Here is a 16,310-nt window from a genome sequence, read left to right on the forward strand (position 1 = left end):
CATCCATGGACAGGAACATCGATGGGTAACGTGGTTCAGCAACAAGAGCAGCACGATTTGGTCGCCGTGGTGGCCGTGAACGGTCGCTTCCCCGAGGCCGACGGCGTCGACTCCTTTTGGAAGAACGTGCGCGACGGTCGAGAATCGATCACCTTCTTCTCGGACGAGGAGCTGTCCGATGCCGGCGTGGACCAAGCCTCCCTGCGAAACCCGAAATACGTCAAAGCGCGCGGGATGGTCCGCGGCATCAAAATGTTCGACCCGGCGTTCTTCGGCTTTTCGCCGCGCGAGGCCGCCTACACCGATCCGCAGCAACGGCTCTTTCTGGAGTGCGCCTGGGAGCTGTTCGAGCGGGCGGGCTACGATCTCGAGGCGTACGCCGGCTCGGTGGGCGTGTTTGCGGGGTCCGCGATTTCGAGCTACCTGCTCAACCATTTATGGCCCAATCGTGATCTGGTGCGCTCGGTGGATCCGTACCACTTGGTGCTGGCCAACGACAAAGACCATCTGACCACGCGCCTGGCCTACAAGCTGAATCTCAAGGGCCCCTGCGTGACCGTGCAAACGGGCTGCTCGACCTCGTTAGTGGCCATTCATATGGCCTGCCAAGCGCTGTTGAATCGAGAATGCGACATGGCCTTGGCCGGCGGGGTGGCGTTGAGCATTCCGCAGGTAACCGGATACGTCTATCAGGAGAACAACAAGAATTCGCCCGATGGTCACACGCGAACGTTCGATGCACGCGCCAAGGGCACCGTGCAGAGCGAGGGGGCCGCGCTGGTGCTCCTCAAGCGGCTGGACGATGCGCTGCTGGACGGCGACACGATTTACGCGGTGGTTCTCGGCTCGGCCATCAACAACGACGGGGCGGGCAAGGTCAGTTACACGGCGCCGAGCGTGGATGGACAGGCCGAGGTGATTCGCACGGCGCAGCTTTTGGCCGACGTTCCCGTCGACTCGATTCAGTACGTCGAGTGCCATGGCACCGCCACCGAGATGGGCGATCCCATCGAGGTCACCGCGCTGACCAAGGCCTTTCGCGCCGGCACCGATCGCGAAGGCTTCTGCGCACTCGGCTCCCTCAAGAGCAACGTGGGTCACATGGACACGGCGGCGGGTGCGGCGGGCTTCATCAAGACGGCGTTGGCGCTGCACCACGCGTGTATTCCGCCGAGCTTGCACTTCGAGACGCCGAATGCGCAAATCGATTTTGTGCACAGTCCCTTCTTCGTGAACACGGAGCCCGCACGCGCGTGGGAACGCGGAGAGCACCCGCGGCGCGCGGCGGTGAGCGCCTTTGGTGTGGGCGGGACCAATGCGCACGTGATTCTCGAGGAGCCGTGCCTGCGGGCGCCGTCCGATCCGGCGACGGACTGGCAGCTCGTGCTCCTGTCGGCGAAGAGCGAAACGGCGTTGCAGCAGAGCACGAGCAACCTGCTCGGCTATTTGGAGGCGCACCCCGACGCGAACCTGGCCGACGTCGCCCATACCCTCCAGGTCGGACGAAAGGCGTTCGAGCATCGCCGCGCCGTCGTTTGCCGCGATACCCGCGATGCCGTGGCGACGTTGAGGGCGATGCCGCCCCAGCGCGTGTTCAGCAAGCGCCATCAGGCCGAAACACCCGTGGTGTTCTTGTTTCCCGGCCAAGTGCCGCTCGACGACAACGCGGGACGCGAACTCTGCGAGCGTGAGCCGGTGTTTCGCGCGGCCATGGACCGGTGCGCGGAGCATGTCGATGCAACGCTGACCCAACCCGCGCTGTTTGCCTTCGAGTACGCGCTAGCGCAGCTTTGGCTTTCGTGGGGGGTCGCGCCGCACGCGTACGTGGGTCACAGCATGGGCGAATACGTCGCCGCGACCTTGGCCGGCGTGCTCGATCTCGCCGATGCGCTTCGCCTGGTGGCCGCGCGCGAGCGGCTTCTTCGCGGGCTGGCCCGTGGAGCCATCCTTACCGTCTTGGCGCGCGACGAATCCGAATTGCCCCCGCTGGGCGAGGGTGTGGCCATCACGGCCTTCAATGCCCCCGGCGTTTACTCGATTTCGGGCCCCATCGAGGCCATCGATGCGTTGCAAACGGATTTGCAGCGCCGCAACATCGTCCACAACCGATTGCCGGCGTCCCTCGTCTCGCATGGTCGCATGGTCGATCCCATCGTGGACGCGTTCCGGCGCGTCCTCGAACAGGTCACACTGCACCGCCCCGAGGCACCGTACCTCTCCAACGTCACCGGCCAATGGATCACAGCCGACGAGGCGATGGATCCCGAATACTGGGTTCGCCACCTGCGCGAGCCGGTGCGATTTTCCCAAGGGATCGCCCAGCTTCTCGCCGATTCGAATTGGATTCTCCTCGAGGTGGGCCCCGGCCGAACGTTGTCCTCGCTCATCCATCCGCACGAGCGCGGCAGCGAACAAATCGTCCTCGCGTCCATCCCCTCGAGCAAACCGGGGACCGAAGTGGAGGCCATTCTGCAAGCCTTGGGCAAATTGTGGACGGCCGGTGGCGCCATCGACCGCAAAGCCCTCCTCGGTCATACCCGCCGCTCCCGCCTGGTGCTCCCCACCTATCCGTTCGAACGCCAGCGCTGCTGGATCGACGCGCCCGATATCCATCCGCAGGAGTCGGAGGCCTCCTCCCCGCCAGCCTCGTTCATCCAAGCGACGGACATCACCGACTCCCAAAAGGTCATCCTGCAATTCTGGCAGGAACTCCTGGGTACCCCCACCATCGACCTTCACGACGACTTCTTCGACCTGGGTGGCAATTCCCTCTTGGGAATTCAATTGCATACCCGACTCAAAGAGCAATTCGACGTCGAAATTTCTCTGAAAGAGCTTCTCGAAAAGACCACCGTCGCCGGTATGGCCGACTTGGTCGAGCTGACCATCCTCGAAGAAATCGAATCCTTGCAAGTCCACGAATAGGTGCCCACGTCATGCTCGACCAATCCAGCCGCATCGCCCAACTCAGCGCCGAAAAGCGCGCCCTGCTGCAGAAGCGCCTCTCGGGAAAGAAGCCGCCCGCGGCCGCCGTCAAGATTGCCCCGCGCGCGCAGCGCAATGTCGCCCCGCTGTCGTTTGCCCAGCAGCGACTCTGGTTTCTCGAGCATTGGGATCCGGGCACGGCTGTCTACAACGTCAGCATCCCATTGCGCATTTCGGGGCCGCTCGACGTTTCCCTTCTGGAACGCGCCCTCAACAAGTTGATCGAGCGCCACGAAGTCCTGCGCACGTATTTGCTCTCCACGTTCCGCGGGGAGCCGAGTCAGGTCATTCTTCCGAAGCTCACCGTGCAGATCCCCGTGGTGCCCATGTCGCTCCCCGAGGGCGAACGGGATGCGTTCTTGGAGAATCTCATCGAGGAGGAGTCCAAAAATCCCCTCCCGCTCGATCAGGCGCCGCTCTTTCGCTCCAGGATTTACCAGTTCGGGCCCAACGACCACGTTCTCTTCTTTCTCATCCACCACATCATTTACGATAGCTGGTCGCTCGGCATCTTCCTCCGCGAGTGGTTCCATTATTACGATGCCTACGCCCGCGGCGAAGAGGGCTCGCTGCCCGATCTGCCTTTCCAGTTCGGCGACTTTGCGGCGTGGCAGATCGCACAGATTGGCAGTGACCAACACCGCAAGCAGGTGGCCTATTGGACGCGGCAGCTCGCCGACCGGGAGAACGTGCTCGAGATTCCCACGGATCATCCGAGGCCCGCGCACTTGACCTACCGCGGAAAGCTGCATCGATTCGTCATTCCGCCGGAGCTCAAACAAGCCATCAAGGATCTCGGCCGGACTGCGGGCACGACGTTTTACATGACGACGCTGGCGGCCTTCAGTGTGCTTCTCTACCGATGCACCGGGCAGTCGGACGTCATCGTGGGTACGCCGGTGGCGCATCGGCCGTACTCCGAGACGGAACCGCTCATTGGCTATTTCGTGAATACGCTGCCCGTGCGTGTCAAGCCGCAGGGGCAGCTCACCTTTCAGGAACTGCTCCGGCAGGTGCAGCACACGTTGCTCGGTGCCCTCGACAATCTGAGCCTCCCCTTCGAGCGGGTCATCGACGAGTTGCACCTCGAGCGCGATACCAGCCGCTCGCCGCTTTTCCAGATCTTCTTTGCCGCCCAGAAAAGCCATATGCCTCCGTTTCATACGGAGTCGCTCACCTTCGAGTCGTGCCACCTGGACAACGGCACATCGATGTTCGAATTGAGCGCGTTCCTCTACGAAGAGGGCGATAGCGACGTTCTCCAGTACAACTCGGACCTCTTCGACGAAGAGACCATCGCGATGATGGCCGAGCGCTTTCTGGTGATCCTCCGCGCGGTGACGGAGGATCCGACGAAGCGGCTCGACGAGCTGCCGTTCCTCGCCGGCGGCGAACGCGAGCTGCTCGCGCAGTGGAGCCAGGGACCGCGCGTGGAACTGCCTGCAACCTGCATTCATCGCCTGTTCGAAGAGCAAGCCGCCCGCACCCCCGAGTCGACGGCCATCGTTTGCGGCCACGAATCGTGGACGTACGCGCGCCTCGATGCGCAGGCCAATCGCCTGGCCCGTGCCCTGCGAAAACGCGGCGTGGGCCCGGAGACGCGCGTTGGCCTTTGCATCGAGCGATCGCCATGGTTGCTCGTCGGACTCCTGGGCATTCTCAAGGCCGGCGGTGCCTATGTGCCGCTCGATCACGAGTACCCGCGGGATCGGCTGGCCCTGATGCTCGAGGATGCCCGCGTGTCGCTGCTTCTCGTCCAGGGGCCGCTGCGGGGTGCACTCCCGGAGTGTGACGCGCCCGTGATGGATATCGAGCATATGGCGGAGGAGAGCCCCGAGTCCGTCGAGGATCGGGCCGCGCCCGAGCACGCGGCGTACGTCATTTACACCTCGGGCTCGACCGGCCGCCCCAAAGGGGTCGAGGTTCTGCACGACAACGTGGTGAACTTCCTCGCCAGCATGCGCGCCGAACCCGGATTGAGCGCCGGTGACCGGCTCGTGGCGGTGACGTCCATCTCGTTCGATATCGCGGGGCTGGAGTTGTACCTGCCCCTGGTGTGCGGAGCGACGGTCTGCATCGCCACGCGGGAGCAGGCGACGGATGGCTACCTCCTCGCAGAGCTTCTCGAGAGCGCGCAGGCCACGGTGCTGCAAGCGACTCCGGCGACGTGGCGCATGCTCCTCGACAGCGGCTGGACCAATGCGCGGGGCATCAAGATGCTCGTGGGTGGCGAAGCGCTGCCCAAAGATCTCGCGGACCGATTGCTCGCCACAGGGGGCGAACTATGGAACCTCTACGGCCCCACCGAGGTGACCATTTGGGCCACGGCGGCGCGCATTTCGGCGGAGGCGGAGAGCATCACCATCGGCCGCCCGATTGCCAACACCACCGCGTACGTGCTCGATCCTGCGCTGCAGCCCGTTCCCCTCGGCGGCGTGGGGGACTTGTACCTCGGCGGGCGCGGTGTGGCGCGAGGCTATTTGCATGCGCCGGAATTGACGGCCGAGCGCTTCGTGCAAAGCCCGTCGGGTGAACGCCTTTACCGCACCGGAGACCAGGCGCGGCTTCGATTCGATGCGAACCTGGAATTTCTGGGCCGCAAGGACCAACAGGTGAAGTTCCATGGATACCGCATCGAGCTGGAGGAGATCGACATCGCCCTGCGCGAGCACCCGGCCGTGCGCGAGGCCGCCACGGCCTTGCGCGAAGATGCCCCGGGCGAGGCGCGGTTGGTGGCGTACGTGGTGCCCGATGCATCGTATTCGCTCGACGAGCGGAGCACGCAGCAAGAGCACGTGGAGGGCTGGCTCGCCCTCTACAACGAGGTTTACCAACAGGCCGTTCCCACGCTGAACACCATTGGTTGGAATAGCAGCTACACCGGTGAACTCATTTCCGAAGAGGAGATGCGCGAGCAAGTCGAGCACACGGCCCGTCGCGTTCTCGCGCTTCGTCCGGAGCGGGTGCTCGAATTGGGCTGCGGCGCCGGCTTGCACCTGACGCGCTTGGCCCCGCACACCGAGTATTACCTGGCCACGGATGGCTCCGCGAGCGCACTCGCCTCGCTGCAGAGCCAACCGGATTTGCCCGCGCACGTCGAGCTGCAGGAGCGGCAAGCGCACGATCTCGCAGGTTTGAAGGAATCGCGCTTCGATTGCATCTTCATCAATTCGGTCATTCAGTACTTTCCCGATGTTCGCTACCTGCTGAACGTACTTGAGCAGGCCGCGCACACGGTGCTGCCGGAGGGCACCATCGTCGTGGCCGACGTGCGCAATCGCCAGCTCCTCGAGGCCTACCATACGTCGGTGCAGCTCCACAAAGCCCCCGACGGGCTGCCCTGCGAGGAGCTTCGACGGCAGATCCAAGAGCAGATTCGCCTCGAAAACGAGTTGCTCGTCGCCCCGGGGTTCTTCGCGGCACTGCGCGAGCAGGTTCCCGCCATCGGGAGCGTGGAGATTCACTTGCGCCGCGGCCGTGCGCACAATGAGCTAACCCGTTTTCGGTACGACGCGCTCTTGCGCATGGGCCGACAGCCCGTGGTGGAGCCCGCCCCCACGTGGAACTGGTCGCGCGACGCGCTGAACCTGGCGAACCTTGGCGCGCGCTTGCAGGAGCAGTCGCCCGCCGTCGTGCACCTGGAGCGGGTGCCCGATGCACGCCTCGCGCGTGAGATGAAGGCCATGGCGCTCTTGGCGGGCGCCACGGAACTGCGCACGGCGGGCGAGGTTCGCGCGCGCTTGGACGCGGAGCCGCCGGCGGGCATCGAGCCCGAGGACATCTGGGCGCTCGGCGAGCAACTTGGGTATCACGTGGACATGACGTGGTCCTCGCCCGACGAAGGCGCCGATGGCACATACCACGTGACCCTGCGGCGCATGCCGGCGCGGTACGAGGCCGCGCCTCGTTCGAGTGAAGCGCCTGCGCCGCGGCCCCCCTCGTTCTGGCAGGGCTTCACGAATCCCCCGCGGCAGCGGCCTTTCGCGGAGCTCGTGGCCGAGATTCGCCATCATCTTCAGCAATGCCTGCCCGCGTACATGGTCCCGGGCACCATCGTGTCCATCGACGAACTACCCTTGACCCCCAATGGCAAATTGGATCGGCGCATGCTGCCGCCTCCGGAGAAGCTCCAGGAGACGCTGCGGGCGGCGTACGTCGAGCCCCGAAACGACGACGAGCGGCGGCTCGCCCAGATTTGGGCCGACGTGCTGCGTCTGGAGCGCGTGGGCCGCGACGACGACTACTTCACGCTGGGCGGCGATTCGGTGCGCAGCATCCTTCTCATTTCGCGCGCACGGGAGGCAGGATTCGTCTTCACCTCCAAACAACTCTTCGAGTTTCGCACGGTGGCGGCCCTTCTCGAGGCGATGGGGCAACGCGAGGAGGCGCCGCGGCAGGAAACCGCCGGGCCGCGCCTTCCCAGCGTCGAGGACATCGCGGGGCTCGTTCCCAACCTCGACGAGGTCGAGGCGGTGTACCCCACGACGTCGTACCAGCGATGGGGCATACGCCGTTACCAGGCGCTCCAGGATCCCGCGTTGTACCTCACGCAGCCGCATTACCGCATTCGCAACGAGCAATTCGACCCCGTCCTTTTCGGCCAAGCGTGGCAGCAGACGGTGGCCCTCCATTCCGCGCTGCGCACGGGGTTTCTCTGGGAAGGCCTGCCCAAGCCGGTTCAGGTCGTTTTCAAGCGGGCCACGCCCGAGGTCAACCACATTGACCTGAGACATCTCCCGTACGATGCGCAGCAAGAGGCGCTGCAGGCGTACCTCGAGGAGGACTTTCAACGCGGGTTCGACTTCCAGAAGGCGCCCCACGTTCGCATCGGCCTGATCCGCCTGGACGACGACGATTACGTCTTCGTCTACACGCTGGACCATTTGCTCCAGGACGGGTGGTCGATGTCCATGTTCCTGCGCGATGCGCTGCTTCACTATGCGGCGCTGCGGCCAACGCGCCTGGAAGAGCGTGCCCCCGAGCCGGCGTCCCCTCGCCCGTACAAGGACGTGCTCGAGTGGGCTTGGCAACAGGATCGCACCAAGGCGCACGAGTTCTGGCGCAACATGCTCGCGGGGTTCTCCAGGCCGAACCAGCTGGTCACCTACGATGCCCCGTTCGAGGCGGAAAACGAGGCACTCTGCCGAGAAGTGTTCCTCACGCCCAAACTGTCGAGCGGGCTGTACGATCTCTGCAAACTGCATCAAATGACGTTCTCCAATTTCATTGCGGGCGTCTGGTCGCTGGTCGTATCCGCGGAGACCGGCGACGACGACGTGGTGTTCGGCCTCGTCGTATCCGGGCGCCCCGCCCACATGGAAGGCATCGAGTACACGGTGGGCAACATGATCAACCTGTTGCCACTCCGACTGCGCGTCCGCCCCAATGCCTCCTTCCTCTCGTGGATGAAGGAGCTGCAGCCGGTCCTTTGGGAAATGAAGAATTACGAGTACGCGGAGGCGCTCACCATCTGGGAGGAAAGCGATTTACGCGACGAGCCCCTCCCCTTCCAGAGCTACATCACCTACCAGAGCCAGCCCCTCGACACCTACGCCCTCACCACCGGCCGCCACTGGGCCCAAGGAAATATGAAGACCGCGCGCACCGGGATCCCCTTGAAACTGGAGGTACTCCCCATCGCGCAAATCGGACTTCGTTTCCAATACTACCGCGATTGCTTCGCCCCCGAGACCATCCCCCGCATGGCCGAAAGCTTCGCCTTCCTCCTCCAACTCATTCACGACAACCCCCGCCGCTCCCTCAGTGAACTAAAGGAGCAACTCCGCCGCAAATCAGGCAGCGGCAAGGCCGCCTAAAAGAGAGAGATTGAACAGGAAGACGGGAAGACGGGAAGGGAACCTGTGCGCTCGCGCGGAACGCTTTTTGGGGGGTTCCAGTTGGCGCATTGGGAGCATTGGAAACCACAAAAACTTCCCGTCTTCCCGTCTTCCTGTAAATCCCCTAACCGTTTCACTGCGCTGCACGCGAGAGGCTTCATGGTTCCGGATTTTTATCATATTGATGCTCTGCTCACCGACGAGGAGCGGGAGGTGCGGCGGCGGATGCGCGCGTTTTGCGATCGGGAAGTGCTTCCCGTAGCCGCGCAGTATTGGGAGCGCGCGGAGATGCCCGTGGAGCTCCTCGCAAAGCTTGCAAGCTTGAACCTTGCGGGGGGCAGCATCCGGGGTTACGGATGCCCCGGGCTGAGCGCCACGGCGGTGGGGTTGGCCGCGGCCGAGCTCACGCGCGGGGACGGCAGCTTGAACACGATTTTCGGCGTGCACTCGTGGTTGGCCATGGCCACCATCGATCGATGCGGCTCGGAGGCGCAGAAGGACCGCTGGCTGCCCGCCATGGCGCGGCTCGAGAAAATCGGGGCGTTCGCCATGACGGAACCCGAGCATGGATCGGACGTCGTTCTCTTCGAGACGAGCGCCCGTCGCGACGGTGAGGACTGGATCCTTCACGGATCGAAAAAATGGATTGGCAACGCCTCCATCGCCGATGTGGTCATCGTCTGGGCGCGGCTGAATGCCAATCAGGTGGGCGCGTTTCTCGTCGAAAAAGGCAGCCCGGGCTTTCATACCAAGGTCATCACCGGCAAAGTCTCCCAGCGCGCCGTTCTCCAGGCCGAGATCACCCTCGAGAATGTGCGCGTCCCCGGAAGCCATCGCTTGGCCAACGCCAACACCTTCAACGACTTCACCCATATTCTGACGAACTCGCGTTGCCTGGTGGCCTGGATTGCGCTGGGCCATGCCATGGCGTGCTACGAGCACGCGCTCGCCTATGCGCAAAAGCGCGTCCAATTTCGAAAGCCCATTGCGCACTTTCAGCTGGTGCAGCAAAAACTCGCGCGCATGCTGGCGGAGGTCACCGGCATGCAATTGCTCTGTCTTCGCATGAGCCAATTGATGGACTCCCCCCGAATGACCGCGGGCATCGCCGCCATGGCCAAAATGCACACGTGTTTGAAGGCGCGGCAGGTGGTGGCCGACGCGCGCGATCTGCTCGGCGGCAATGGCATCTTGCTCGAGTACCACGTGGCCAAGCACCAGGCGGACATGGAAGGCATCTTCACCCTCGAGGGAACGGACCATATGCAGTCGCTCATCGTTGGCCGCGAAATCACCGGCGTTCAGGCATTCCTATGAGTTCTTCCTCTTCTTCCATTTGCTCTCCGCGCATCGCGTTCCTCTTTCCCGGGCTCGGCGAGCAGTACGTTCACATGGCCGCGGAGCTTTACCAGACGGAACCCGTGTTTCGCGGGCAGATCGATACCTGCTGCGACATCGTTACCCCGCTTCTGGACATCGATTTGCGCACGGTCCTTTATCCCGCCCGGTGCGAGCCACTGCCCGCGTCGCCAAAGTTGGATTTGCGCGCCATGCTCCGCCGCGGCCCTCGCAACGACGCGCTCGATCGAACCGACCTGGCCCAACCGGCCACCTTCGTCGTCGAGTATGCGCTGGCGCAACTTTGGATGGCGCGGGGCGTTCAGCCGGACGCCATGCTCGGGTACAGCATCGGCGAATACGTTGCCGCATGCTTGGCGGAGGTCCTGTCGCTTCCCGAAGCGCTGCGGCTAGTGACCCGGCGTGCGCAGCTCATTCAACGGCTGCCCGAGGGCGCGATGCTCGCCGTGCCGCTCCCCGAACGCGCGATCGAGAACCTGCTGGGCGAGCGCGTCTCCCTGGCCGCCGTCAATGGTGCGTCGCTGTGCGTCCTTGCGGGAACGACGCAGGCCATCGAGGCCATCGAGGCCCGGTGGGGCGGCAGCCAGCAACCGGCGGTGCGCATCCCCACGACCCACGCATTCCATTCGAAAATGATGGAGCCCGCCGCGGGCGATTTTCTCGAGCTCGTCAAAGCCTGCTCGCTGCGCGCCCCGCGCATTCCGTACATCTCGAACGTCACGGGTACCTGGATCACCGCCGCGCAGGCGACGAATCCCGCTTATTGGGTCGAGCACCTCTGCAAACCGGTCCGATTCGGCGCCGGCCTCGAGGTGCTCCGGCACGCACCGGGTCGCGTCTTTCTCGAGGTGGGTCCGGGTCGCGCGCTAAGCACCCTGGCGGTGCAACACGGCCCGGCTTTTCCTTCGCTGCCGGCCTCGTACGAAGGCACCTCCGACCAAGACGTGCTGAAAACGACATGGGAGCGCCTCCATTCCTTGGACCGGCCGCAGCTCTTTACCGATTACGCGCCGGCGCAGGACGAATGGGAGCAGCGCCTCGTGCACACATGGCAAGAGGTTCTCAAGACGGATCGCGTGGGCATTCATGACAACTTTTTCGAACGGGGCGGGCACTCGCTGTTGGCCATTTCCATCCTGCAGCGCCTGGAGAACGCGTGGGGCATCCAGGCCAGCTTGAGCCTCTTCTTCGAGCACCCCACGATCGCGCAGTTCGCCCGTGCGGTGAACCCTGCGCATGTCGTCCGGCCGGCCTCCCACGGCGAGCCGACAGCGCACTCACTCCCCTACCGCCTTCCCAATGGCTGGGAGATCACGCATCAAAACAAGGCCGAAACCGACCATTTTTACGAGGATATCTTCGAGCACCGCACCTACACCCGCCACTTGAACGAGCTGCCGGAGAACGCGTGCGTGTTCGACGTGGGCGCGAACATTGGACTGTTCTCGCTCTTCGTTCACGGCCTCGGGCGAAATGCGACGGTGTATGCCTTCGAGCCATCGGCCCCCACGTTCGACATTTTGCGCCGCAACCTCTCCAAGCATGGCGTGCGCGCCAAATTGTTCGACATGGGATTGTCCAATGCCGAACGAACGGCCGATTTCACCTTTTATCCGCATTCGTCGGGCATGTCGTCCGTGTACGGAAATGCGGACGAAGAGAAGGCCGTTCTTCGCGCCATCCTGCAAAACCAGATGGATCAGGGCACCGACGGGATGAACCAGGTCATGGAGCACTCGGAGGCGCTCCTTTCCCAGCGCGTGAAGGGGCAGCACCTCACATGCCGCCTGCGTACGCTGTCGGGCATCGTGCGCGAGGAAGGCATCGAGCGCATCGATCTTCTGAAAATCGATGTCCAGAAGAGCGAACTCGATGTCCTCTTGGGCATCGAGCCCGCCGACTGGCCCAAGATCCGCGCGCTCGCCATCGAAGTGCACGACATCGAGGGCCGCGTGCAGCACATCGAGCAATGGCTCGTCCGACAGGGGTACGACGTGACGACCGAGCAGGACGAGCTCTATCGAGACTCGGGCATCTACCTCATATATGCGCAATGCGCCGCCGGTGCGTCCTCGACGAAGACGCCCCAGTGATTGGCCACCGCGCGGGAGCGGCCGTCGGAGGGCGCGCTGATCGTGCCGCGACCCGCGAGCCACATTTCGGACGAGCCGCCACCATCGAGATTGAAGGCCTGCCACGCGCCGAGTTCCTCCATGAGCTCGGCGAGCTCGGTGCCGTACATGCCGGCGGAGACGGTGGTCCGCCCATCGACGACGGCGAATACGATGATGCTTCGGTCGAACGATAGGCCCATGGCGGTGCGCGGATTTCGTGTGCGCATGTCGGCGCGATCGGGAAAACAGGTGCTCGCCGTGGGGCTGGCGCACGTGTAGCGCGTCCCCTCGGTCACCAACTCGGGAAAGCCGCTGACCAGCGCCAGGGTCCCCGGCGGGATATCGTGGGTCATCGTCCGGGGCATGAAGCCGTGGGCGAGCCCCAGTTGCTCGGCGTGCGCTTTCGCCTCACCGGTGTGCGTGAAGTCAACCCACCCGGGGCCTACGGCAATCCATCCGAAGTGGTCATAGTACCACTCGCCGGACACGGCCGGATCGATCCCCATCTTCTCGAGAGGCCATTCGATACCGCCGCCCACGGCAATGCCGTACACGCGCGGCGCCGGTTTGAAAAAGTCGCCGTTGAGCGCGAGCTTGGCCCCCACGCGCGTGGCCCACGAGGGAACGGTGCGCAGCGCGCTCGGTGTGGCCGTAGCATCGAGGCGGATCCCACTCGTGCAGAGCGATACGATGCTCGCGTGAAAGGCGCTCGAGGGCACACGCGTCTTTCCTTCGACGAGCAGCACCCCGGGAAAGGGGTGGCTCGTCGTTTGGCTTTCGATGATGCCGGCCTCCGCATTCCGCGCAGCGGACGTGACCAAGGCCAGCGAAGCGAAAAGGGCGGCAGCGAGAACACCTGGACGGGTCGAAGTTCGGGGCATGGTGGAGACATGCTCGCACGCCTCCGAGGAGCGGCGGACGGCGCCGGCCGTTTGGCGGTGCGATGTCGTCGCATCACGCCGAAACGTTCGTGCATCGCCGAACGGACGATTCCGTCCCTTCCCGCGGACGGAATCGTCCGCAGGCGCGCACGGCGATAGCAAGGTGAACATCGCGCGCGTCGTTGCAAGCGTGAGGTTCGTCGTCCGTTTGGGCGGCTTGATCCCCTTGCAGTGCATGTGCGATGGCGACCCGTGTTCGGATGGCGAACAAACGTCCGAAATTCATCGCGAAATGGCATCAGGCCTGCATTGCCAGGTCCCATCGACCAGAATCCGACAACGGTGGTGAGGAGTTCGAACGACAACGAGCACGTTATACAACATCCAATTATCCAACTTCGTTGTCCATATCCGCCGAGACCGCAGGCTTCGGTTGACGGAGTGAGACGCTGCGCGGTCCGAGTCTTCTCGATTCGGGCCGCGCAAGCGTTTGTGGGCTGAAAAATGGCCACTTCGTGCGATGTCGCGCTCGAACCGCTTCTCCGAGTTGAAACGATTGCGATCGTCGATCGTGCAAATCGGAACGGTCAATCCAGCCGCTCATTTCAATTGCGCAATAGCAAACAGTGCAGTGCCCGAACGGTCGATGCGAGGGCAGGACAAAAGTAAAATGCTTGTTAATGACGATTAACATCATTGCGAAATCTCGAGCACGCGGCTATTACCTGGATACCGAATCGGCCCCCTTGCTCGATGCTGAGAGAGCGGCCGGTACGCCTGGAGCACACGCATGCCGCGCTCGCCCGTACACATCGTGGACATCGGCACCTACATCCCGCCGCAGCGAGCGTCGAATACCGAGCTCGGATCCGAGTTTCAACTCGATTCCGAATTTCTGAGGAACAAAATCGGCGTCTTCGAACGATCCATCAAAGACGCAGCGGAGAGCACCAGCGATCTCTGTCAAAAGGCCTTCGAGGATTTGCTCCGGCGCAGATCCATCGACATCGCCTCGGTACAACTCGTATGCGTGGTGACGCAGAATCCCGATCGGAATATTCCGCATACGTCGGCCATCGTCCATCAAAAGCTAGGAATGGGTAAGCAATGCATCACGTTCGACATCTCGCAGGGCTGTGCGGGGTACACGCACGGGATCGCCGTGGTAACCGCCCTGGTCGAGAAATTGGGACTCGAGCGTGCTCTGCTCTTCACGTGCGACCCTTATTCCACCATCGTCGACCGCAACGACAAGGCCACGGCGTTGATCTTTGGCGATGCCGCCTCCGTCTCGTACATTTGTCGGAACGAATCGGGATACGAACTGATCGATTCGGACTTCGGCACCGTTCCCCATAGTTGGCAGTGCCTCGTCTGCGACGACGGCCGCTTCCGGATGGATGGCCGGCAAGTCTTCTCCAACGCCGCCCGTGAGGTACCACTCAGCATCCACCGTCTGCTCGAACGCAACGGGCTGAACGCGGACGACGTCGACTGCTTCCTCCTGCACCCCGGGTCGAAGTACATCATCGATTTTTTGCGACAAAACCTCGCACTCCCGCCCTCGAAGGTCCCCTTCGAGATCGCCCATTATGGGAATACCGTTTCATCGTCCATCCCCATCATGCTCCAGCAGCGTATGTCTCGAACCGAGAAAGACGCGAGGCTGGTCTTGAGTGGGTTCGGCGTCGGATTCTCTTGGGGCAGCAACATCCTCGAGTTCAAAGTCTGAAGGAGCTTTCTCATGGTTGCCAAAGAGCGCATTCAACGGTTGTTCGATGCGGCGGAGATTCAGGTGAGCGCGTCCACGTTGGACGAAAGCGCTCCGTTGGCCCAGCAGGGCCTCGATTCGCTCGATATGGCCAATTTGCTCTTTCAAATCGAGCAAGCCTGCAAAAGCACGATTGCGCCCGAAGAGTCCGCGCGCTTGCGCACCCTGGGTGATATCACGGGATACATCGAGCGCGCGCAGTCTGCCGGCGCCTGGCATGAATGACCAAGAATGAGCCATCGATCGACGGAAGCATGGGTCCTGCGCCGCGGCGACGGTGGAAAAACGTTTGGCCCCCTTCGTCGTGAAACCATCGATCTACCTCCCATGCAGCCCGACGACGTACTCGTCCGGCCATTGTACGGCTGCTGGGAGGGCAATATGGATCATGCCCTTCGGAGAAGCCCCGTGGACATCTGTGCCCTCCGCGAGGAGGACGCCGTCGTTCTGGGGAACTCAGGGGTCGTCGAAGTCACCGATGTAGGGGCCAATGTCGAAGGACTCGCCCCAGGCGACGTCGGCATCGTCTTCTGCAATGGGACTTGGGACGAATACGGGTACCCCATTCGCATTCTGGGCTACGACGCCCCGGGCACGATGGGCGTGCTGGCCAAGACGATCAAGCTGCATCACAAGCAGATCGTCCCCATTCCCAAACCGACGCGTTTTTCGCTCCCGCAGTGGGCCGCGTTTTCCCTGCGCTACGTCACCGCGTGGGCCAATTGGCGCGTGGCCCTCGCGTGCTGGCGATCACAGATGGACGCGTGCCCACCGGAGGACGCCCTCGTCTTCGCATGGGGTGGAGGGGTGGCGCTGGCCGAGTTGTCGCTGGCCAAGATGATGGGATTTCGCACGGCGATGGTTACTTCGCAGCCTTCGCGCGCGGCCCTGTTGAAAGAAATGGGGATCGACCCCATCGATCGCAGCACGTGGACCGACGCCACCTTCGAGGGCGAATTCTTGAAGGCCGTCCGCGAGCGAAGCGGCGGACGCGGCGTATCGATTTTCGTGGACAACTTGGGAATCCATTACAAGACCGCGCTCAAATCGCTCGCCCGGCAGGGCACGATTGCCACGTCGGGATGGAAGCACGGCCTGACCTTCGCCAGCGTGCGCGCCATGGAGTGCATCGGGCGGCATCTGCACGTACACACGCATTACGCGCGCTACGACGAGGGCGAAGCGGCCGTGCGTTTCGCGGAAGAACACGGCTGGATGGCCCCCGCCGACGAGCGCATCTACGGCTGGGACGAAATACCGCTTTTGGCGGAGGAATACGCGAGCGGGCGCATCGAGACGTATTTCCCGATCTTCCGCGTCAACGAATAAGCAGTAAAGATAGTTCGTTTTTCTCGGGTCATTC

The 16,310-nt window shown here is 63.2% G+C and carries 8 protein-coding genes; 7 read left to right on the plus strand and 1 reads right to left on the minus strand.

What is annotated here, in order from left to right; translation table 11 throughout:
* Positions 1 to 21 precede the first annotated feature (21 nt).
* The 4 genes from LVJ94_32985 (at position 22) to LVJ94_33000 (ending at position 12,274) form a co-directional block, all read left to right on the plus strand.
* Positions 22 to 2,925 carry an acyltransferase domain-containing protein gene (locus LVJ94_32985; protein ID WXB01718.1) on the plus strand — a complete coding sequence of 968 codons (2,904 nt, stop codon included), beginning with the start codon at positions 22 to 24 and terminating at the stop codon, positions 2,923 to 2,925.
* Between the two features lie 11 nt (positions 2,926 to 2,936).
* The gene (locus LVJ94_32990) at positions 2,937 to 8,801 is read left to right on the plus strand and encodes an amino acid adenylation domain-containing protein (GenBank protein WXB01719.1); all 5,865 of its coding nucleotides are present in this window, start codon (positions 2,937 to 2,939) and stop codon (positions 8,799 to 8,801) included.
* A 180-nt stretch (positions 8,802 to 8,981) separates the two neighbouring features.
* The gene (locus LVJ94_32995) at positions 8,982 to 10,139 is read left to right on the plus strand and encodes an acyl-CoA dehydrogenase family protein (protein WXB01720.1); all 1,158 of its coding nucleotides are present in this window, start codon (positions 8,982 to 8,984) and stop codon (positions 10,137 to 10,139) included.
* Positions 10,136 to 12,274, plus strand: a complete 2,139-nt coding sequence (locus LVJ94_33000; GenBank protein ID WXB01721.1) for an FkbM family methyltransferase — start codon at positions 10,136 to 10,138, stop codon at positions 12,272 to 12,274. The genes LVJ94_32995 and LVJ94_33000 overlap by 4 nt, the downstream gene beginning before the upstream one ends.
* Here the strand turns inward: LVJ94_33000 and LVJ94_33005 are convergent.
* Positions 12,217 to 13,176, minus strand: a complete 960-nt coding sequence (locus LVJ94_33005; protein WXB01722.1) for a phosphodiester glycosidase family protein — start codon at positions 13,174 to 13,176, stop codon at positions 12,217 to 12,219. The two genes, LVJ94_33000 and LVJ94_33005, sit on opposite strands and share 58 nt — an antisense overlap.
* Before the next feature lie 790 nt (positions 13,177 to 13,966).
* On the opposite strand from LVJ94_33005, the gene LVJ94_33010 reads away from it, so the two are divergent.
* From LVJ94_33010 to LVJ94_33020, 3 genes are read left to right on the plus strand one after another with little or no spacing between them, the layout of a single operon-like run.
* On the plus strand, positions 13,967 to 14,908 hold the full coding sequence (locus tag LVJ94_33010) for a ketoacyl-ACP synthase III (GenBank protein WXB01723.1): 942 nt from the start codon (positions 13,967 to 13,969) through the stop codon (positions 14,906 to 14,908).
* Positions 14,909 to 14,920: 12 nt separating this feature from the next.
* On the plus strand, positions 14,921 to 15,172 hold the full coding sequence (locus LVJ94_33015; protein ID WXB01724.1) for an acyl carrier protein: 252 nt from the start codon (positions 14,921 to 14,923) through the stop codon (positions 15,170 to 15,172).
* Between the two features lie 6 nt (positions 15,173 to 15,178).
* Positions 15,179 to 16,276 (plus strand): zinc-binding dehydrogenase, encoded by a 1,098-nt coding sequence (locus tag LVJ94_33020; GenBank protein ID WXB01725.1) that lies wholly within the window; start codon positions 15,179 to 15,181, stop codon positions 16,274 to 16,276.
* Positions 16,277 to 16,310: the final 34 nt, after the last annotated feature.

The sequence above is a fragment of the Sorangiineae bacterium MSr11367 genome, from assembly GCA_037157805.1.
GTDB lineage: Bacteria > Myxococcota_A > Polyangia > Polyangiales > Polyangiaceae > Pendulispora > Pendulispora rubella.